Source organism: Bacillus sp. PK6-16, from assembly GCF_056530295.1.
Window position 1 is genome coordinate 2,505,049 of the sequence record NZ_CP096511.1, and the last position, 19,369, is coordinate 2,524,417.

At 33.5% G+C, this 19,369-nt stretch carries 19 protein-coding genes and 3 pseudogenes; 18 read left to right on the top strand and 4 right to left on the bottom strand.

Features of this window, described 5'->3' with window-relative positions; translation table 11 throughout:
* The first annotated feature begins 184 nt into the window (after window positions 1–184).
* Both M1D66_RS12780 and ltaS read left to right on the top strand, forming a co-directional pair.
* Window positions 185–1,810: an ABC-F family ATP-binding cassette domain-containing protein gene (locus tag M1D66_RS12780; protein ID WP_000633864.1), complete on the top strand. Its 1,626-nt coding sequence runs from the start codon at window positions 185–187 to the stop codon at window positions 1,808–1,810.
* A 527-nt stretch (window positions 1,811–2,337) separates the two neighbouring features.
* Window positions 2,338–4,311: a lipoteichoic acid synthase gene (ltaS, locus tag M1D66_RS12785; protein WP_000808770.1), complete on the top strand. Its 1,974-nt coding sequence runs from the start codon at window positions 2,338–2,340 to the stop codon at window positions 4,309–4,311.
* A gap of 56 nt (window positions 4,312–4,367) precedes the next feature.
* Here the strand turns inward: ltaS and M1D66_RS12790 are convergent, their stop codons facing one another.
* The 3 genes from M1D66_RS12790 to M1D66_RS12800 form a co-directional block, all read right to left on the bottom strand.
* Window positions 4,368–5,042 (bottom strand): TerC family protein, encoded by a 675-nt coding sequence (locus M1D66_RS12790; protein ID WP_000346932.1) that lies wholly within the window; start codon window positions 5,040–5,042, stop codon window positions 4,368–4,370.
* Between the two features lie 110 nt (window positions 5,043–5,152).
* Window positions 5,153–5,815: a DUF3841 domain-containing protein gene (locus M1D66_RS12795; RefSeq protein ID WP_000637706.1), complete on the bottom strand. Its 663-nt coding sequence runs from the start codon at window positions 5,813–5,815 to the stop codon at window positions 5,153–5,155.
* Window positions 5,816–5,972: 157 nt separating this feature from the next.
* Window positions 5,973–6,800: a peptidoglycan-N-acetylglucosamine deacetylase gene (locus tag M1D66_RS12800; RefSeq protein WP_000551452.1), complete on the bottom strand. Its 828-nt coding sequence runs from the start codon at window positions 6,798–6,800 to the stop codon at window positions 5,973–5,975.
* 293 nt (window positions 6,801–7,093) lie between these two features.
* On the opposite strand from M1D66_RS12800, the gene M1D66_RS12805 reads away from it, so the two are divergent.
* From M1D66_RS12805 to M1D66_RS12835, 7 genes and pseudogenes are all read left to right on the top strand, one after another.
* A complete protein-coding gene (locus M1D66_RS12805) occupies window positions 7,094–7,915 on the top strand; it encodes an MBL fold metallo-hydrolase (RefSeq protein ID WP_242555187.1) in 822 nt (273 codons plus the stop codon).
* 188 nt (window positions 7,916–8,103) lie between these two features.
* Window positions 8,104–8,493 (top strand): VOC family protein, encoded by a 390-nt coding sequence (locus tag M1D66_RS12810; RefSeq protein ID WP_000800667.1) that lies wholly within the window; start codon window positions 8,104–8,106, stop codon window positions 8,491–8,493.
* A 451-nt stretch (window positions 8,494–8,944) separates the two neighbouring features.
* Window positions 8,945–9,628, top strand: a complete 684-nt coding sequence (locus M1D66_RS12815) for a DNA alkylation repair protein (protein ID WP_000923471.1) — start codon at window positions 8,945–8,947, stop codon at window positions 9,626–9,628.
* 16 nt (window positions 9,629–9,644) lie between these two features.
* Window positions 9,645–10,405 (top strand): annotated as a pseudogene (locus tag M1D66_RS12820) (nucleotidyltransferase domain-containing protein).
* Window positions 10,362–10,907 (top strand): GNAT family N-acetyltransferase, encoded by a 546-nt coding sequence (locus M1D66_RS12825; protein ID WP_001102498.1) that lies wholly within the window; start codon window positions 10,362–10,364, stop codon window positions 10,905–10,907. The pseudogene M1D66_RS12820 and the gene M1D66_RS12825 overlap by 44 nt, the downstream one beginning before the upstream one ends.
* Before the next feature lie 33 nt (window positions 10,908–10,940).
* Complete coding sequence (locus M1D66_RS12830) at window positions 10,941–11,441, top strand: GNAT family N-acetyltransferase (protein WP_000620314.1); 501 nt, start codon at window positions 10,941–10,943, stop codon at window positions 11,439–11,441.
* Window positions 11,438–11,584: pseudogene (locus M1D66_RS12835) on the top strand (DinB family protein); the annotation flags it as partial. The gene M1D66_RS12830 and the pseudogene M1D66_RS12835, both read left to right, overlap by 4 nt.
* A 32-nt stretch (window positions 11,585–11,616) precedes the next feature.
* On the opposite strand, the gene M1D66_RS12840 reads toward M1D66_RS12835, so the two are convergent.
* On the bottom strand, window positions 11,617–11,949 hold the full coding sequence (locus M1D66_RS12840) for a hypothetical protein (RefSeq protein ID WP_419836395.1): 333 nt from the start codon (window positions 11,947–11,949) through the stop codon (window positions 11,617–11,619).
* Between the two features lie 38 nt (window positions 11,950–11,987).
* Here M1D66_RS12840 and M1D66_RS12845 point away from each other — a divergent pair, with 38 nt between their 5' ends.
* The 9 genes and pseudogenes from M1D66_RS12845 (at window position 11,988) to M1D66_RS12885 (ending at window position 19,032) form a co-directional block, all read left to right on the top strand.
* Window positions 11,988–12,926, top strand: a complete 939-nt coding sequence (locus M1D66_RS12845) for a DMT family transporter (protein WP_000644585.1) — start codon at window positions 11,988–11,990, stop codon at window positions 12,924–12,926.
* 56 nt (window positions 12,927–12,982) lie between these two features.
* Window positions 12,983–13,384, top strand: a complete 402-nt coding sequence (locus M1D66_RS12850; protein WP_153595273.1) for a GNAT family N-acetyltransferase — start codon at window positions 12,983–12,985, stop codon at window positions 13,382–13,384.
* Between the two features lie 230 nt (window positions 13,385–13,614).
* On the top strand, window positions 13,615–14,418 hold the full coding sequence (locus M1D66_RS12855; RefSeq protein WP_000783346.1) for an AAC(3) family N-acetyltransferase: 804 nt from the start codon (window positions 13,615–13,617) through the stop codon (window positions 14,416–14,418).
* A gap of 15 nt (window positions 14,419–14,433) precedes the next feature.
* Window positions 14,434–15,123 (top strand): phosphopantothenoylcysteine decarboxylase domain-containing protein, encoded by a 690-nt coding sequence (locus M1D66_RS12860; protein WP_000676721.1) that lies wholly within the window; start codon window positions 14,434–14,436, stop codon window positions 15,121–15,123.
* Window positions 15,124–15,263: 140 nt separating this feature from the next.
* On the top strand, window positions 15,264–15,737 hold the full coding sequence (locus tag M1D66_RS12865; protein WP_153595272.1) for a tetratricopeptide repeat protein: 474 nt from the start codon (window positions 15,264–15,266) through the stop codon (window positions 15,735–15,737).
* Window positions 15,738–15,749: 12 nt separating this feature from the next.
* Window positions 15,750–16,762, top strand: a pseudogene (locus tag M1D66_RS12870) (hypothetical protein).
* Between the two features lie 205 nt (window positions 16,763–16,967).
* Window positions 16,968–17,477, top strand: a complete 510-nt coding sequence (locus tag M1D66_RS12875) for a ribonuclease FAU-1 family protein (RefSeq protein WP_001037874.1) — start codon at window positions 16,968–16,970, stop codon at window positions 17,475–17,477.
* 239 nt (window positions 17,478–17,716) lie between these two features.
* Entirely contained in the window at window positions 17,717–18,307 is a 591-nt protein-coding gene (locus M1D66_RS12880; RefSeq protein WP_242555188.1) for a TetR/AcrR family transcriptional regulator, read from the top strand.
* Complete coding sequence (locus M1D66_RS12885) at window positions 18,304–19,032, top strand: hypothetical protein (RefSeq protein WP_000691333.1); 729 nt, start codon at window positions 18,304–18,306, stop codon at window positions 19,030–19,032. Before M1D66_RS12880 ends, M1D66_RS12885 begins: the two co-directional genes overlap by 4 nt.
* Window positions 19,033–19,369 lie beyond the last annotated feature (337 nt).

Here is a 19,369-nt window from a genome sequence, read left to right on the forward strand (position 1 = left end):
ATCTAATTAAAAACAAAGGTTTTATTCGAGTTTGGAAAGAAAGGAATAGCAATCAACCGTTGCTATTCATCCAGCTTCTACTATATAATAGCTATAGTCTACAATAATTGAGTCGTAATATGCGATTTTTTAAGACAATCGGTGAGAAAACGCTGAAATAAGCGGTATTAGTAGGAGGACACAAATGATTACAGTAAGTAACGTTAGTTTGCGTTTCGCGGATCGCAAATTATTTGAAGATGTTAACATAAAATTCACGCCAGGTAACTGCTACGGTTTAATCGGAGCAAACGGTGCTGGTAAATCTACATTCCTAAAGATTTTATCTGGAGAAATTGAACCATCAACAGGTGACATACATATTACGCCAGGTGAGCGTCTAGCAGTATTAAAACAGAACCACTTCGAATATGAAGAGTTCCCAGTATTAGAAACAGTAATTATGGGTCACACGCAACTTTACAAAGTAATGCAAGAGAAAAATGCTATTTACATGAAAGAAGACTTTAGTGATGAAGATGGAATGCGCGCTGCTGAACTTGAAGGTGAGTTCGCTGAGCTTAACGGTTGGGAAGCTGAGTCAGAAGCTGCAATTCTTCTTAAAGGTTTAGGTATTGGTGAAGATCTTCATGATAAGAAATTGTCAGAATTAACTGGGGCAGAGAAAGTAAAAGTATTACTTGCTCAAGCTTTATTCGGTCAACCTGACATTCTATTATTAGATGAGCCTACCAACCACTTGGACTTAAAAGCGATTCAATGGTTAGAAAACTTCTTAATGAACTTTGAAAACACAGTTATCGTAGTATCCCATGACCGTCACTTCTTAAATAAAGTATGTACGCACATGGCTGACCTTGATTTCGGTAAAATTCAACTTTATGTTGGTAACTATGACTTCTGGTATGAGTCAAGCCAATTAGCTTTAAAATTAACACAAGATGCTAATAAGAAAAAAGAAGAGAAAGTAAAAGAGTTACAAAACTTCATTGCACGCTTTAGTTCAAACGCTTCTAAAGCGAAACAAGCAACTTCTCGTAAAAAATTATTAGACAAAATTACATTAGATGATATTAGACCGTCATCACGTCGTTACCCATTCGTTGGCTTCACACCTGAGCGTGAAGTAGGAAATGACTTATTAACTGTTGAAGGTCTTTCTAAAACAATTGATGGTGAAAAAGTGTTAGATAATGTGTACTTCACTTTAAATAAAGGTGATAAAGTTGCATTTATCGGCCGTAACGATATTGCGATGACAACATTATTTAAAATTCTTATGGGTGAAATGGAGCCGGATAGCGGTTCATTCAAATGGGGTGTTACAACCTCTCAATCTTACTTCCCAAGAGATAACTCTAAGTACTTTGAGAACAGTGATTACAACTTAGTTGAATGGTTACGTCAATTCTCTCCACAAGATGAGTCTGAAAGCTTCTTACGTGGTTTCTTAGGCCGTATGTTATTCTCAGGTGAAGAAGTTAAGAAGAACGTTTCTGTATTATCTGGAGGCGAAAAAGTTCGTTGTATGTTATCTAAAATGATGTTAAGTGGTGCGAACGTAATCACACTTGACGATCCAACGAACCACTTAGACCTTGAGTCAATCACAGCATTAAATAACGGTTTAATTGCATTCAAAGGTACAATCTTATTCACATCTCATGACCATCAGTTCGTGCAAACAATTGCAAACCGCATTATCGAAGTAACACCAAACGGTGTAATCGATAAAGAGGCTACTTATGATGAGTTCTTAGAAAATGAGGAACTTCAAAAACAAGTAGATGCAATGTACAAAGGTCAATAATATATAATGAAAAAACTCGCTCTTTTTAGAGCGAGTTTTTTTGTCGAGAAAACGTAACATCGCTGGTCGGTCAAATGAATAATTATTCAAATATAATATTAATGAACAGGAGAATTTTTTCATGTATGAAGGGATGTAATGACTTTAAGATTTAAAGAGTTAGTTGAAGAAGGGAAATGTAAGTGGAGTAATATAATCAAATCGTATTATTTTGTCATGTGAAATATGTACCAAATTTGGAGATAGAATAGTTTGCGAATGAGTTTATAAAGGTATATAGTATGGGGTGTCATAATTAGTGGATGAATCTTGGGAGAAAACAGGAAATGTTACAAATTTATTTTGTTAAATAGAAACCAAGGTCAAAATGTCTAGAAAGAAATAGTTGAATAAATACTAGCTTCAAATTATAATTACTAATATTCTTCATATAGTTAAATAAAGATAATCTATTTGAAGAAGAAAATTTGAATAGAGAGACAGACTTATAAAAAAATAAGCCTTGGATGATCAAAAGAGGTGGAGAAATGAAACAGTTCTTATTAAAGAGCAAAAGTGTGTTAAGCAATCATTTTGGATTCTTTCTGTTTGCCGTTATTTTATTGTGGCTCAAAACATATGCAGCTTATGTAACGGAATTCAATTTAGGAATTTCAAACACAATTCAAAAATTCTTGCTGTTTTTTAACCCGCTTAGTTCAGCAGTTCTATTTTTAGGACTTGCATTATTTGCAAAAGGGAAACGATCTTATATTTGGTTAATTATCATTAATTTGTTATTGTCGATTCTTTTATACGCAAACGTAGTATACTATCGCTTTTTCAGTGACTTTATTACGTTCCCGACATTAACACAAACGAATAACTTTGGAGATTTAGGTGGTAGTATTCTTGCGTTGCTACATCTTTATGATCCATTATACTTCTTAGACACGATTATATTAATTGTGTTAGTCGCAACAAAATTTGCAAATCCAAAACCAATTCGTGTTGCGAAGCATAAATTATCTCTAGTATTTGTAGCAGGTATTTTATTATTCAGTGTTAACTTAGGTCTTGCAGAGTCTGACCGTCCTGAATTATTAACAAGAACGTTTGACCGTAATTATATTGTGAAATATTTAGGTGCATACAACTACACAATTTATGATGGAATTCAAAGTGCGAAAGCATCGACAGAACGAGCATTAGCTGATGGCGATAATATGACAGAAGTACGAAATTATTTAACATCAACTTATGCAAGTCCAAATCCTGAGTATTTCGGTAAAGGAAAGGGAATGAACGTAATTTACATTCATTTAGAGTCATTCCAAAACTTCTTAATTGATTACAAATTAAATGGTCAAGAAGTTACACCGTTCTTAAACTCATTTACAAAAGATGCGAATACACTTTATTTTGATAACTTCTTCCATCAAACAGGACAAGGGAAAACATCTGATGCGGAGTTTATGTTAGAGAATTCAATGTTTGGTTTACCGCAAGGTTCTGTCTTTACAACGAAATCTCATAATACGTATCAATCAGCACCAGCTATTTTAGGACAACAAGGATACACATCAGCAGTATTCCACGGTAACTACAAAACATTTTGGAACCGTGACGATATTTATAAATCATTTGGTTTTAATAAATTCTTTGATGCGTCATACTACGATATGAATGAAAAAGACGTAGTAAACTACGGGTTAAAAGATAAACCGTTCTTTAATGAATCTATTCCGTTATTACAAACGTTGAAACAACCGTTCTATACGAAGTTTATTACGTTATCGAACCATTTCCCTTATCCAATCGATAAGGCAGAAGCAACGATTGAACCAGCAACAACAGGTGATTCATCAGTAGATACGTACTTCCAAACAGCACGCTATTTAGATGAATCTGTAAAAGGCTTCATCGATTACTTGAAACAATCTGGTTTATATGATAACTCAATTATTGTTATGTACGGAGACCATTACGGTATTTCAGATAATCATAACGCAGCAATGTCAAAAGTAATGGGTAAAGAAATGAACTCATTTGAAAATGCACAGTTACAACGTGTACCATTAATCGTTCGTGTACCAGGAGTGAAAGGTGGCGTACAACATCAATACGGTGGTGAAATTGACGTTCTTCCAACGCTATTACACTTACTAGGTACAGATACAAAGAATTATGTTCAATTCGGTTCTGATTTATTATCACCAGATCATAAACAAGTCGTTGCGTTCCGTAACGGTAACTACGTAAGCCCAACAGTTACTGCACTAAACGGCAAATACTATGATACAACTACTGGAAAACCTGTAGAATTTACAGATGAAATAAAGAAAAATGAACAAATGGTTCAAAACTCACTAAAATACTCTGACCAAGTCGTGAATGGTGACTTATTACGATTCTACACACCGGAAGGATTCACTCCAGTAGATCGTTCGAAGTATAACTATAACAACCGCGATAAAAACAAAACGAAGGTAAAAACGACTCCGGAAGGGGAAGCTAAATAAATAATAAAAGGCGCTATTCATATGAATAGCGCCTTTTATTTGTAAATATACCATCATTATGAGACAGAACCAGCTGTTGCTTTTTGTTTAGCCTTTCCGAAGAAAACTACGCCGATGATGATAATAATGATAAATGCCCATTTAACCAAAGGGTTACTTTCGAAAAATCCAGCGAACCATTTCTCATCTACAATCATTTTCGCGGCAGTATAAGCTAAAACGGCTGCTCCAATCGTAATGATGACAGGAAAACGATCTACCCATTTTAAAATCAATGTACTGCCCCATACGACTACTGGAATAGACACTAATAATCCGATGATTACTAAAGAAAAGTTACCATGGGCAGCTCCTGCAACAGCGAGTACATTATCGATGCCCATTAACGCATCAGCAATAATAATGGTTTTAATAGCAGACCAAAATCCTTCTTCGGCCTTAATATCATGATCTTTGCCTTCAGCAATTAATTTATAAGCAATCCATATAAGGAGTACACCACCAATTAGAAGTAGCCCTGGTATTTTTAACAACCAAACAACAACTAAGGTAGCGAGGGCTCTAATCGCGATTGCCCCGATAGTTCCCCATATAATAACTTTCTTTTGCTGATCTTTCGGTAATCTTCTTGCTGCTAATCCAATTACAATGGCATTATCACCGGCTAACACTAAATCAATTACAATGATGGCAAGTAGGGCGGACAAATATTCGGCTGAAAGAAAATCCATATACATATCACTCCTTAAGAGTAATATGTGCTAAAGTGTTGATAATATAAAAAATAGGATTGAATTTGTATATTCAATCCATAATTTCTTACTGTATTTTGATATATGTTTTAATTTCGTATAAGTCGCTTTTGTATTCTTTTTTGTTTATCGTTTCGCTTTCTTAATTTTCGATTCATCTTTTTAATGCGGTTTTCTTTTCTATTATCCCAGTTATCACTTCGGATTTTACTAATAGACTTATCTGTCTTAGCACGAAAACGTCTTACTTTTTTCACGAAGGAAAGGGGTATTTTGCCGATAACACCTTGTTTTTCTAACGAATCCTCTTTACCTAGACACCAATCAGGATGAGATAATAAATAGTCGAAATCAAATGTTATCCCGTATTCTTTATCCATATATGTATACCATTCATCTAAAGTACACTTATTTTTTGTATGTAAATATGTTGATCCATCAGTCATAGCACAGCACCAATAGTCAAAATAGCTCCATAGTACCCATTCTTTCGGTACATCTAGTGTTAAAATTACCATTTTTGAATTTGTTCTACCCCAAGCTTTATGATTTCGATTTGGGTAATTATTTGCTTCCCAGACCCAAATAGGATAGTTACCTTCGTAATGAGGCAATCTTGTTTTAGCGACGCGCACCATCCAGTCATATGAATATACATCGTCTGGATCGATGAATTCTTTATTACCTTCTAAATAACCAAGTTTCTTAAATTGTTTCCATGCTTCTTCAGTTTGTACTGTATATACGATCATATGGCACCTACTTATTTAAACTAAATTATAGTATAACATGTGATTTTGAATTTTTATTGATATTAGAGAAGGGGGAGTTTGAGTCGAATATACGAGGAGTAATTCCCAAAATGATAAAAAGACTTGATTCCCAGCTAAAGGAAATCAAGTCTTTTCATTACATACGATTATCATGCCAGAAGTTTAATGGGAAGTGTTCGTTCTCATTATATGCTTCTAATTCATATCCTTTTTCTTTCAGTCCTTTAATAATTCCAGGAACTGCTTTTACTGATTGTGGATGAATATCATGCATAAGAATAACTTCTGTTGGATTTGTAGCACCATGTAACACGTTTTCTACAATTTTAGCAGATGCAGCATCAACTTGCATTTTGTTATATTTCCAGTCTAAAGAATCAATTGTCCAATCCCAAACTTTTAAGCCATTTTCTACAACTTTGTTGCGAAGAGCTTCGTTTAATCCTGGCATAGAGCCGTAAGATGGACGAGTTAATACTGGTGATTTACCTAAAACACCAGCGATTAAGCCTTGGTCTTCCTTCATTTCATCTACGTAATGACCTTCAGTGTAAAGTTTCTTGTAGTTATGAGTCATACTGTGCATCCCAACGTAGTGACCTTCAGCATCTTCGCGTTTTACAAGATCAGGGAAAGCTTTTACGTTTGAACCAATTAGGAAGAATGTTGCTTTTGCATTTTCTTTCTTTAACATATCTAAAAGCTCAGCTGTGTATTTTCCAGGACCGTCATCAAATGTTAAATAAGCGACTTTTCTAACTTGCCCGTTATAATGTTTTGGAGCTTCTTTCGGAGCAAGAGATGTTTGAATCTCACTTACAAGTTGAACAGATTTTGCTTCATCCTCTGTACTAGCTAGAGCAGTATGTACTGATCCAAAAGCTACTTCGTATGTGAATAATACCCCCGCACAAACTAACATAGCCCTTTTTACTAAAGTTGTCATTCGAATTCCATTGTGCATAATTTTCCTTCTCTCTATAAAAGTTCTACTCTACTATATTAGCAATTATAGGTAGGGAAATGCAAAAAAAACTTTTTTACAAGTGTAAAAAAGTTTACTCAAAAGTATGCAAGATTTTATATCAATTGCAGTTTTGAAAAATAGGATGAATTTAAACTTTATTATTTAAACTTTCAATCACCAAATCATACTTTCGTATCACTTCGTTTTCGTTCCAATTATTGATTCGAATGTTTTTGTTTTTTATTAAAATATTGGTAAAGAAACAATTACATGAAAAAAGGAGTGGGAATATGGATAATTATATTTGCACTACATGTGGAGTACAGTATCCCGAAAATGAAGAAGCACCTTCTCGCTGTAAAATTTGTAACGAGGAAAGACAATATGTTAATCCAATTGGGCAGTCATGGACAACATTAGAAACGATGCAAAATAGCAATTTATACAAAAACGAAATAATAAAAGAAGAAAGCGGTTTGTATAGCATTACTACTAAACCTAAATTTGCGATTGGACAAACAGCATTTTTAATACAAAGTAAAACTCTAAATGTTATGTGGGATTGCATTGGTTATTTAGATGATAAAACGATACAACGTATATATGATTTAGGTGGTATTCAAGCAATAGCACTTTCTCATCCACATTATTACTCTACACAAGTTAAATGGGCGGAAACATTCAATGTACCTATTTATATTCATGAAGATGATAAAGAGTGGGTGGTTCGTCCGAGTAAGCAAATTAAATTTTGGTCTGGGGAGCATCTGATATTATCGGAAGAACTTACATTGCATCGCTTAGGAGGCCATTTTAAGGGTGGAACTGTTATACATTGGAAAGACGGTAATGAAGGGAAAGGTATTTTGTTATCAGGTGATATTATACAAGTAGTTTCGGATCGAAAATGGGTAAGTTTTATGTATAGTTATCCCAATCTCATTCCATTACCAGCGAATAAAGTTAGAGATATGGCAGAGAAGGTAAAAGATATCCAATTTAGTCGACTATATAATGCATTTCATGGTGTGGTGGAAGATGCGAATAAAGCTGTACAAAGATCTGCTGATCGGTATATAAAGGCCCTGCAAGGAGAACTATTTCATACGTAATAGCTTGTAATTCATCTCTATATTTATATAACTAATTTTATATGAATTTTATACTAAAGTCCTATTGTTTATTAACTAATAGGTCTTTCAACTTAGGAAGTTCACACTAATGAGGGATGTTAAAGGGAATATATGTAACCTATACTAATTACTATAAAGCTTTGGAAAATGAAAAGGAGGAGATTTGCATGAAGAATTGGGTTCAATTTAGAATTGCAAGACCAACAGATAAATTTGAAGAAGTGATAAGTTTTTATGAAACAGGATTAGGTTTAAAACGTATAGGGGAATTTCACAATCATGAAGGATATGATGGGGTTATGTTTGGCTTACCAGATGAAGAGTATCATTTGGAGTTTACTACACATGTTAATGGAAGTCCATGTCCGGCACCGACAAAAGATAATTTACTAGTTTTTTATATGCCTATTAAAGATGAAATTGAAAAGATAGTGAATCGATTAAGTAATATGGGCTATCATGAGGTAGAACCTGAAAACCCGTATTGGATAGAGAAAGGAACCACAATAGAGGATCCAGACGGTTGGAGAATTGTGCTTATGAATGCATCTGAATAAGAAAACTATTTTCATATGAAATAGAGTGTAACAAAATGATTTAGACATAAATCCCTACAGTGTTTGTAGGGATTTTTATATAAGAAATTTTTATTGAGAGAGTTATTAAAATGTAGAAAGTATTTTGGCTAAGAACAAATGTAGTAAACATAATTTATGAAGGAGGTATAAAAGTATGATAGTAAACCATTTTGAAGCGTTTTCTAAACATGTTGGAAATACACATCTTATTAAAAGTTCTTTCGTAGTTTATATCTTATTCTACGCAAAATTGATACCATCAAAAAACTGTATGTTTAACATGTATAGTTTTTTTGATGGTATAGCTGTGCAATGTTTAAAAATTTCACATACCGTATTTTAAAAATAAATATAGGAAAACCAAAAAGTAATGTAGAATATATCGTACATACATATATACAGTCAACATAAAAGATAAAGAGGTGGGTATATGTTACTTGAGGAAGTAATGCGGCAACTAGAGGAATATGGAACAGAACAAAATCGAAAAACGTATAAAAACCACGGAGCGAAAGAGCCGTTATTTGGAGTTAGTTTTGCGAATTTAAAATTGTTAAAAAAGAAGATAAAAAAAGATCACGATTTAGCAGTTGAATTGTGGGAAACGAAAAATATGGACGCAATGACATTAGCAACTTATATTTTAGACCCGAAAAAAATAACGACAGAACAGCTTAATAGTTGGATTCAGGATGTTGATTATTACTGTTTAATGGATGTTCTTATGACATCTATATGTACTTCGCCAATTGCAATAGAAAGAATGGAAGAGTGGACAAAGTCTAATGATGAATGGATTGGAAGAGCTGGCTGGTCTTTATTAGCAAATATAGCGATTAAAAATAAAACGTTACATGATGATTTCTTCTCTCCGTATTTAGAAGAGATTAAAGAAAATATACATAATGAAAAAAATAGAAAAAAAGAAGCGATGAATAGTGCTTTAATCGCAATAGGAATTCGTAATGAAGACTTAGAGCGACAAGCGATTGAAATTGCAAGTGAAATTGGAAAAATAGAGGTTGATCATGGTGCAACATCATGTAAAACACCAGATGCAGAAAGCTATATAAAAAAAGCGAGAGAAAGAGCTGAAAAAAAGAAAGTGAAATAAGAAAAGAGGATCGGTTATGAAACCAATTGAAGCAGCACAAAACATAATTACATTACAATTTCCGAATTGTGATGTAGCTTTACTCGGCGGAAGCGTTGCACGAGGAGAAGCGACGAAAACATCTGACCTTGACATTGTAATAGTCGATCAAAGTTTAACTTCTTGCTATAGAGAATCTTTCTATAGTAATGGATGGCCTGTTGAGGTGTTTGTTCATAATTTCGAAACATATAAAACCTTTTTCAAAATGGATTGTGATCGAGGGAGACCGTCGTTACCACAATTAGTTTCAGAAGGGATTGCCTTAAAAGGGGAACAGGAAATTGTTGAGAAATTAAAAAAAGAAGCGAATGATTTACTACATAAAGGACCGGCTAAATGGACCGAAGAAACGATTAAGCAGAAGCGATATTTTATTACGGATACTTTAGATGACTTTATTGGTGCAACAAAAAGAGAAGAAGAATTGTTTATCGCTAATTTATTAGCCGATTTAGTACATGAATATGTATTAAGAGTAAATGGTAAGTGGCTTGGGAGTTCAAAATGGTTTATTAGAGTGCTAAAAAGATATGATGAGCAATATGCAAACAAATTTGTAGCCGCTTTTGATCATTTTTATAAAACGGGAGGGAAAAATGAATTAATTCATTTTATAGAAAAGACGTTAGAACAGTATGGTGGAAGAGTGTTCGAAGGATTTTCTATTGGTAAATAAAGAGAGGAGAAAAAAATGAATGTACCATATGTTCAATTAAGAGAATTGACACTAGATGATGTAGAAGATCGCTATCAATGGTCATTAGATAGAGATGTAACAAAGCATTTAGTTGTACCAGATCAATATCCTCCGTTCACTCGTGGAGATACGAGAAACTGGATTGAAGCTTGTATAAGCCGAAAAAATGGTTATGAACAAAGGGCAATCGTTACTGAGACAGGTATACATATTGGATGGGTAGACCTTAAAAATTTTGATAAAACAAATAAAAATGCTGAACTAGGAATTGCGATTGGAAATAAAGACTATTGGGGTAAAGGATTTGGAATGGCAGCTCTAAACAGCATGTTACAAATAGGTTTTTCTCAGTTTGAATTGGAGAAAATTTGGTTACGTGTAGATGAAGATAATACAAAAGCTAAAAAGAGTTATGAAAGTGCCGGATTTGTATGCGAAGGGTTAATGAGAAATGATCGATTGAGACAGGGAAAGTTCATTCATCGCTATCGTTACAGTATATTAAAAGAAGAGTATGAATCAAAAAATAATAACCTGTAAAAATATTATGTAAATTAAAAAGGGGAAAATAAAATGATTCGATTACTTACAAAAGCGGATGCAAAAAAATATTGGGAGTTGCGTTTACAAGCACTACAAGTAAATCCAGAAGCATTTATAACGACTTATGAAGAAGCAGTACGTCAAGAAAACCCTCTTGAACGAGTTGCTAGTAATCTTTCATCCAACAGTAGTTTTACATTTGGTGCTTTTAATAATGAAAATCGTTTAGTTGGGGTTGTTACTTTATTAACAGAAGAAAAAGACGCATATAAGCATAAAGGACATATCGTTGCAATGTATGTAGATACTGAAAATCGAAGAAGTGGTCTTGCACGTGATTTAATACGTAAAGCAATTGAAAGGGCAAAAGAGATGAAGCTAGAGCAATTGAATTTAGGGGTTGTGTCAACGAACGAACCAGCCAAACGATTATATGAATCAATGGGATTTAAAACATACGGAATTGAAAAAAGGGCTATAAAAATGAATGGTGTGTATAGTGATGATGAACATATGGTGTTGTTCTTTTAAGAGAGGAAGTTTTGTATGAAAAAGGCGAAACTGCGACAATAAGATGGGGAATATGGCATATAGCAGATCATAATCGGTATCATCAAGCCCATATAAGTCGATTGAAGAAATTATACAGAGAATATAAACTACATATTCTTTAATTTTTTAATGAACGAACGCCCCTAAATAATAATTAAAGGAGGCGTTTGTTTTTATTCGTTCGCTTTTCTTCCCAAGCTATCATTAAATTTTTATGATAATCTTTTGGTTTCTCAATAGAAAACCAGTAAATTGAATGTGCAATAGTTGGTAACCATCTTTTATAGCGGATGCGTATATTTTCATGGTGAGTATAGTGGGGCGAGATTAAAGTAGATTTTGACCCTTGAAAATTTTGACATGTAATGGCCTCGATTTCATACCAATGCACTTTATTCCCATGTAAATCTACTACAATTCCTTCATCATCACTAAAGTGAAATGTAGGTTTGAATGTAGATTTTTCATCGCGTATACTAAAATATATGTCATAGAGATAAAAAATTAAATACAAGGGGTTTTACAATGAAAGCAATTGTTATAGGGATACTGGCATCATTTTTCTTTGCCTTTACTTTTGTTTTAAACAGGGCAATGGACTTAGAAGGTGGAAGCTGGATTTGGAGTGCATCATTACGGTATTATTTTATGGTTCCAATGCTATTACTTATTGTTATGTATAGAGGGAACTTAAAGCAACTCTTTCAATATATGAAAAACAATCCGAAAGAATGGTTAGTGTGGAGTATCGTTGGATTTGGTCTCTTTTATGCACCGCTTAGTTTTGCTGGAGCGTTCGGACCAGGTTGGCTCGTTGCATCAACATGGCAAATTACAATCGTTGCAGGGATTTTGTTAACACCATTTTTTGCGGTGGATCCACTACATAAAAAACTTCCGATGAAGGAATTAGTAATGTCGGCCATTATTTTATTCGGTGTCGTTCTCATGCAAGTAGAACATGCTTCTTCATTAGGTATTCGTGAAACCGTTTTATGTGTAGTTCCTGTACTTATTGCAGCATTTGCGTATCCTCTTGGAAATAGAAAAATGATGCAAGTTTGTAAAGGGGAATTAGATGTATTTCAGCGAGTACTCGGTATGACATTAGCAAGTTTACCATTTTGGTTTTTATTATCTGGTTACGAAGTATCAACAGGCGGATTACCGTCAAGTAGCCAAGTTTTTCAATGTTTTATTGTAGCAGTTAGCTCTGGGTTAATCGCGACAGTATTATTTTTCTTTGCAACAGATCTTGTGAAAGATGATCCGCAAAAATTAGCAACAGTGGAAGCGACGCAGTCTGGTGAAGTTTTATTTGCGCTAGTAGGAGAGTTGATCTGGTTATCTGCACCAATTCCATCATCATTATCTTGGATTGGTATGAGTCTCGTTATTATTGGAATGATACTTCATAGTTATGTGGCTGTCGTTGTAAAAAAAGAAGAAAAAATAACGGCGTAATGAGATTAGCTCTTTTTATTAAGAGCTAGTCTTTTTTCATAGAAAGGGATGAAAGTATGAATTTACAGTGTGTTAAACAAATTGAGAAAGATTCAATATTAAATGTGCTACAATATGCCGTCGGTCCAAATGAAATAAGCTTAAAGAAGGCAGTAATATTTTATCAAAGTAATAAAGGGACTTTGTACAAATATGAAGAAAAAGCTTGTCTAGGTATTGAAATAATCGGAGAAACTAAAGCACGCATATGTCATATAGCAGTGGCTCCAGATTATCGTCAAAAAGGAATTGCACTGCAAATGATTAAAGAAGTGGTAAGGATATATCAATTGACTTATATAGAAGCGGAGACAGACGATGGGGCGGTAGAATTTTATAAAAGAATTGGTTTTCAAGTTAAAAGTTTAGGAGAAAAATATCTAGGGATAGAAAGATTTCATTGTTACATGGAAAAATAGTATAAAAATATGCATATGGAGTATAGTTTGAAAAAATAGGATTTACATTTTTCTTCATTTCAAAAAACTCTCGCTCATCATTATCTACGATTTTAATAGAGTTTTGAGGCTTCAGTATAATAATATACATATTTTTGTAGTAATGAATATGATTAAGTTAAAAATTAAGAAAAATATGATAATATATTTATATAAAAGTTTAAATTTACGTGGCTAGTGGGGGAACCAATATGAAAATGAATGAAATAGTAGCAAGTACACAATTTCCAAATACAATCGAAACAATAACAAAAGATTTAAAAGCATTAGGAGTCGAAAAAGGAATGACAATTATCGTTCATTCATCACTAAGTTCTATCGGGTGGATATCTGGTGGTGCCGTTGCTGTAGTAGAAGCATTAATGAAAGTTGTTACGGAAGAAGGAACGATAATAATGCCAACGCAATCTTCGGATTTGTCCGATCCGAAACATTGGTCAAGACCACCTGTACCGGAAGACTGGTGGCAAATTATCCGAGATAACGTCCCAGCATTTGATTCACGTATAACCCCAACAAGGGGAATGGGTGAAATAGTTGAATGTTTTCGTACATATCCGAATGTAGTACGTAGTAATCATCCGTTAGGAAGTTTTGCTGCATGGGGAAAACATGCAGTAGAAATAACAATGAACCATTCGTTATCAATGAGCTTTGGAGAAGAATCTCCATTAAGAAAAATATATGATTTAGACGGGTACGTATTATTAATTGGTGTTGGATATGATTCCAATACGTCTGTTCATTTATCCGAGGTGCGTTCTGGTGCATGTGAGTTAATACAAGTAGGAGCACCTATTATAGAAAACGGTGAAAGAGTGTGGAAAGAGTTTGTTGAAATGGATTACGAATCTGAGAAGTTTGTAGAAATTGGTGTGGAGTTTGAGCGAAAAGGAACTGTAAAAAATGGGAAGATAGGGAATGCAACGTGTCGTCTAATGAAACAGCGTGATATAGTTGACTTTGGAACAGAATGGTTTCGTAAGAAAAATTAGTAAGGGATGGTTACAATGAAGGGGAAAAAGGTATTAATTACGAGCGGTGGTTGTCTAGAAAAATGGGATCAAGTACGCGGGCATACGAATATGGCCAAAGGTACAATCGGAAGGATAATCGCAGAAGAACTTCTAGCTAAAGGGGCACATGTTATATATTTACACGGTTATTTTGCGGAGAAACCGAGTGATATACATAGAGGGTTAGAATTACATCCATTTGAAGGAATCGTTGATTTACAAGATAAAATGAAAAGTATCATATCACATGAAAAGGTTGATGCAGTCATTATGGCAGCAGCTGGATCAGATTGGATTGTAGAGAAAATTTGTGATCAAGATGGTAATGTTCTTAATATGAACGGAAAAATTTCAAGTGATATAGCACCGATTATTCACTTTCAAAAGGCTCCAAAGGTATTAAAACAAATAAAAGAATGGGACCCAGAAACAGTACTTGTTGGTTTTAAACTTGAAAGTGATTTAAATGAAGAAGAACTGTTTGAAAGAGCAAAAAATAGAATGAAAGAAGCAAGGGCGAATGTAATGATTGCGAATTCACCACATTCTTTATATTCGCGCGGGGCTGTGCATTATGTAATTGGACAGGATGGTAAAGGGAAGTTGTGTAATGGGAAAGATGAAACAGCGAAAGAAATTGTCAAAAGCTTAGAGGTATTATGTAATCGTGTCACTGCTTTTTAAAATTAAGTTTTTAGATGAGAATGAATCCGCATAGTATAAGTAAGCGAAACTTTAATTGGTGGGAATTTTACTTTTACACGAATGTGAAGCGTATACCAATCAAGAGCTATACACAGAATAATTGGTGAGGAGTGGATTCTATGGAACATTTATTAAAGCAAGCTATTAAACTTAGAAATGAAAAGAAATATGCGCAGTCTAAAGATATGCTTATAGGATTAACAAACTTTACAAAGGATGCAGAAGTACTGTATCAGTGTGCGTGGATACATGATGTAATGGGGCTAGAAACAGAAGCAGTTCCGTATTATGAGCAGGCAATCGCAAATGGACTTGATGGCGAATCGCTTTGCGGTGCTTATATTGGTTTAGGAAGTACATATCGTTGTATAGGGGAATATGAAAAGGCAATTACAGTATTAGAAGCTGGGGTGAAAAAATTCCCAGAGAACGCTCCAATGAAAGTATTTTTATCATTAGCAAAATATAACGTAAACGATCACGAATCAGCGATGAAATTATTACTTGAAACTGTCGTGAAAGTAGAGGAAGTAAAAGAATTTGAACGTGCCATTTCATTTTATAAAGACCATTTAAATGAGGTTTTTAAATAAAGGAGTGAACGTATGAAGGTTACACTATCACGAAGGCGAAAAGGTACTTGGATTGGACTCGTCTCTTTAATTATGCTATCAAACTATTTATTGTATGCCCTTCCAATTGTATCAGTTGCGCCGAAAGAAGTTGTGCTTGGGTCATTATTAGATTGCATGTTTGTCATTCCAATCATCACGTATTTCTTCATTATTCGAAAAAGATACTCGTTAACATATATAGTTCCTGTTGTAATAGCTGGTTATATTTTTGCAAGATTTGTTATTCCAAGTGACTATTTACAAGCTTTTTCATTCATCTCTTATATTATTGTTGCGGCTGAAATTGCATTTGTAGGTTTAGAATTATTCCTTCTCTATAAAATTGTTAGAGTGCTTCCTAAAATAATAAAAAAATATAAAGAATATAGAAGAGAAAATTATTCCTTTTCTTATGCAATTGATGCAGCGTTTGACGCTACTATGAAAAGAGGTAAGTTAATAGATGTCATTCTAACAGAGTGTAAGTTAATCTATTATGCGTTTTTATCGTGGCGTGAAAAAGTACCAACAGGTAAATCTGTATACTCATATCATAAAAAGACTGGTGCTATAGGTGTGTATATCATGATTATTCACGCAACAGCAATTGAAAGCATTGGTTTTCATTATTTACTACATCAGTGGAATCCAGTAATAGCATGGATTTTACTTATTTTAAATGTATACGCGATGATTTATTTTATAGCTGAAATACAAGCGATGCGCAAAAATCCACTTGTCGTAACAGAAGAACAAGTAATCATTCAAATCGGATTAGGAAAGAAAAGGGTGAATTGCTAACGGCAAAAGAAGGGAGACAGGTATTGGATGCAACTGTTATGGAGTTCATAAAAGAACCTGCTACTTTTGAAATAACATTAAAAGAGCCAGTGAAAGCGCAGTTGTTATACGGCTTTTCTAAAACAGTAAGTCGTATTTACTTAAATGTTGATGAAGAACGAAAATTTTATGGTGCGGTTAAGGAAAAGTTAAAACATGAGTAATAGTACTGTTAGTTGCATAAAAACAAATGAGCTTCCGTTAGAAGTGAAAAAATATGAAACATGGATAGTGAAAAACTCTTTCTAAATAAGAAGGAGTTTTTATTATGTATTTGTATAAATCATTATATAAAAAACTATATACTTCTTTATTACTACATAAATGGATATAATTGAGGATAGAACTAGCATAAGGGGAAACAAAATAATGAATAAGTTACTTACATCGAAAATTGAAATTATAGAAAGAAAAATCCGGTATAACTCAACAATAGTAGATCACAATTGCTTATTACTTGAAAAGCAATCACAAAGTATCGTTTTATTTCACGAGGTGCAGTATTCATTTACAATGACTGCAAATGATACTAAGTTAATAATCCCAAAAGGGAGTTATACAATCGCATATTACTGGAAAGATCGTCCGTACAATTTATACGTATGGAGAGATATAAAAGGAAAGTATTTAGGTTCCTATTTTAATATCGTAAAAAACACACAAATAAAAGATGAAGTGGTTTCCTTTGAAGATTTAATCATCGATATTATGGTACTTCCAAATGGAGAATACTTCATATTGGATGAGGATGAATTACCAGAACCATTAGGAAATTTCGAAGGTGGTTATGTGAAGAAAGCTCTTTATGGATTAAAAGAAATCATTCAAAAAGAGCTGCCACCAATAGTTTTGGAGACAGCCAGGGTGCAGAGGAAATAAAATTTAATTACATAAATATTTTGAATGGGAATGAGTAGTCTCAAGTTATATGATCTAACTTTTTTAATAAATCTAAGGTTAGTAGCATATCTCTTGAGATTACTCTTTTTTTGTAGAAATTTCGTCGCTTAGTTATTAAATCGATTTTAAATTTATGAAATAATATTGACTGAATCAAGTTCAGTCGTTTATGATTGAATCAGATTCAGTCGTGGTGAAAACATTGTAGGAGATGACGTATGAAAAGAATATCAAAAGAACCAGATGTAAGACGCCAAGAGTTAATGGATATTGGTTTTGAACTATATATAAAAAATGGTATGAAAGGATTTGGCATAAAAGATGTTGTGAATCATGCAGGTGTAGCAACGGGCTTATTTTATTATTACTTCAAGTCTAAAGAGAATTTTGTTGATGAAGTTTTAAATGACTTTATTGTGAAAAATATGGAGTTAATTGAAGAAATACTTATTTCAAATGAACGGTCTGTCATGCAAAAGATGAAAGATTCACTAGATATATTTTGGACATTTATTGAAAAGTTAGCACCCTATAAAAATGTGAGTTCGTTTCAGACGGAACAACATTTTCAACTGGAACAGAAATTATTCGCACGTATGCAACCGTTAATTAGACAAGTAATTGAAGAGGGAGTGAAAACAGGGATTTTTTATACTGATAACTCATTATTAGCTTCTGGGTTTATTTTATACGGTCTTAGCAGTATTGCTCATTCAGAAGTAAAGTTGAATCTAGATACAAAACAAGAAATGGTTAATTTAGTATTAACTACACTACGATACAATCAAAAGGAAGGAGAGAGTATATGAAGATTATTATCGATGGAAATAATATCTCACAAGAGCAACTTATAAAATGGAAAAGAGAACGGATAAAAAAAGTATTATATATATTAGGACATAAAGAGTCTGAAATAAATGATACAGACGTCATGATAAAACAGCTAACGGAAATAAAGTTGCGATATACATACAATGAAATGTACGAAAAGTTGAAATCAAAACTTAGATTAAGTGCAATAGGTATGCGTATCTGTACTCTTTTATCTGGCGATAGACGAAAATTTTCAAAAACTAGTATTTATTTAGACGGGATTACAGCAGAAGAAGCCATACATGGAATTGATAGTTTGATGCTTGAACAATCACGTGAAAATAACAAAGTGAATTTATCTGCTTGTCCTGATCACTATGTACTAAGGCCCTTTGGGGAAAATGAATTAGAGGTTATCGAAACTACTGGTAATTCTCCGTTTCCAGTTCAATTTTTCATTGTTTTTGGTGACGAAACTGGATTGAAAACACCAAGAGATAAATCTTATCAATATCAATCAACAGGTGTTGCACGTATGAAAGATGGTACTACTATTGGTGGAGTTCGACATCAATTTAAAGATACTGATACAGGGATAGAAGTAAGTCTAGTTGTTGAGTTCCCAGCCCTTTGTCCTAATAGTCTAATTAAATCCCATCAAATGCATTTAGCGTGTGAGTTTTCTTATTGGTTACAGTGGATTAAAGATCAGAAAAAATAGTAAGTAAACGATATCGTTAAAATAAACAAAAGTAAAATGTTCAAACAAATCATATGTATGTTTTAATAAAACCTAGTTGACTTATCGGAAATATTTGTATAATATGTACTTAATTCCATAACGTATTGCTGATTGGAGAAACCGAAGGCATTTTATCTATTGATAAAATGCCTTTGGTTTTTTTATTGCATAAATACTGAATCTGTTCATTTATATGAATCATTTCAAGGAGGCGAAGAAGTGACTGTTTCAATTGATGGAGTATCAAAATATTTTTCGAAACAAACTGCTACGGTTCAAGTATTAGAGAATATTAATTTTCAATTAGAAAAAGGGG

What these genes read in the sequence shown, in the direction of transcription:
- ltaS (WP_000808770.1), top strand. Translation starts at nt 2,338, where the DNA reads ATGAAACAGTTCTTATTAAAGAGCAAAAGTGTGTTAAGCAATCATTTT.
- M1D66_RS12810 (WP_000800667.1), top strand. Translation starts at nt 8,104, where the DNA reads ATGAAGAATTGGGTTCAATTTAGAATTGCAAGACCAACAGATAAATTT.
- M1D66_RS12800 (WP_000551452.1), bottom strand. Translation starts at nt 6,800, where the DNA reads ATGCACAATGGAATTCGAATGACAACTTTAGTAAAAAGGGCTATGTTA.
- M1D66_RS12850 (WP_153595273.1), top strand. Translation starts at nt 12,983, where the DNA reads ATGAATTTACAGTGTGTTAAACAAATTGAGAAAGATTCAATATTAAAT.
- M1D66_RS12825 (WP_001102498.1), top strand. Translation starts at nt 10,362, where the DNA reads ATGAATGTACCATATGTTCAATTAAGAGAATTGACACTAGATGATGTA.
- M1D66_RS12830 (WP_000620314.1), top strand. Translation starts at nt 10,941, where the DNA reads ATGATTCGATTACTTACAAAAGCGGATGCAAAAAAATATTGGGAGTTG.
- M1D66_RS12845 (WP_000644585.1), top strand. Translation starts at nt 11,988, where the DNA reads ATGAAAGCAATTGTTATAGGGATACTGGCATCATTTTTCTTTGCCTTT.
- M1D66_RS12795 (WP_000637706.1), bottom strand. Translation starts at nt 5,815, where the DNA reads ATGATCGTATATACAGTACAAACTGAAGAAGCATGGAAACAATTTAAG.
- M1D66_RS12855 (WP_000783346.1), top strand. Translation starts at nt 13,615, where the DNA reads ATGAAAATGAATGAAATAGTAGCAAGTACACAATTTCCAAATACAATC.
- M1D66_RS12865 (WP_153595272.1), top strand. Translation starts at nt 15,264, where the DNA reads ATGGAACATTTATTAAAGCAAGCTATTAAACTTAGAAATGAAAAGAAA.
- M1D66_RS12780 (WP_000633864.1), top strand. Translation starts at nt 185, where the DNA reads ATGATTACAGTAAGTAACGTTAGTTTGCGTTTCGCGGATCGCAAATTA.
- M1D66_RS12805 (WP_242555187.1), top strand. Translation starts at nt 7,094, where the DNA reads ATGGATAATTATATTTGCACTACATGTGGAGTACAGTATCCCGAAAAT.
- M1D66_RS12790 (WP_000346932.1), bottom strand. Translation starts at nt 5,042, where the DNA reads ATGGATTTTCTTTCAGCCGAATATTTGTCCGCCCTACTTGCCATCATT.
- M1D66_RS12875 (WP_001037874.1), top strand. Translation starts at nt 16,968, where the DNA reads ATGAATAAGTTACTTACATCGAAAATTGAAATTATAGAAAGAAAAATC.
- M1D66_RS12880 (WP_242555188.1), top strand. Translation starts at nt 17,717, where the DNA reads ATGAAAAGAATATCAAAAGAACCAGATGTAAGACGCCAAGAGTTAATG.
- M1D66_RS12860 (WP_000676721.1), top strand. Translation starts at nt 14,434, where the DNA reads ATGAAGGGGAAAAAGGTATTAATTACGAGCGGTGGTTGTCTAGAAAAA.
- M1D66_RS12815 (WP_000923471.1), top strand. Translation starts at nt 8,945, where the DNA reads ATGTTACTTGAGGAAGTAATGCGGCAACTAGAGGAATATGGAACAGAA.
- M1D66_RS12885 (WP_000691333.1), top strand. Translation starts at nt 18,304, where the DNA reads ATGAAGATTATTATCGATGGAAATAATATCTCACAAGAGCAACTTATA.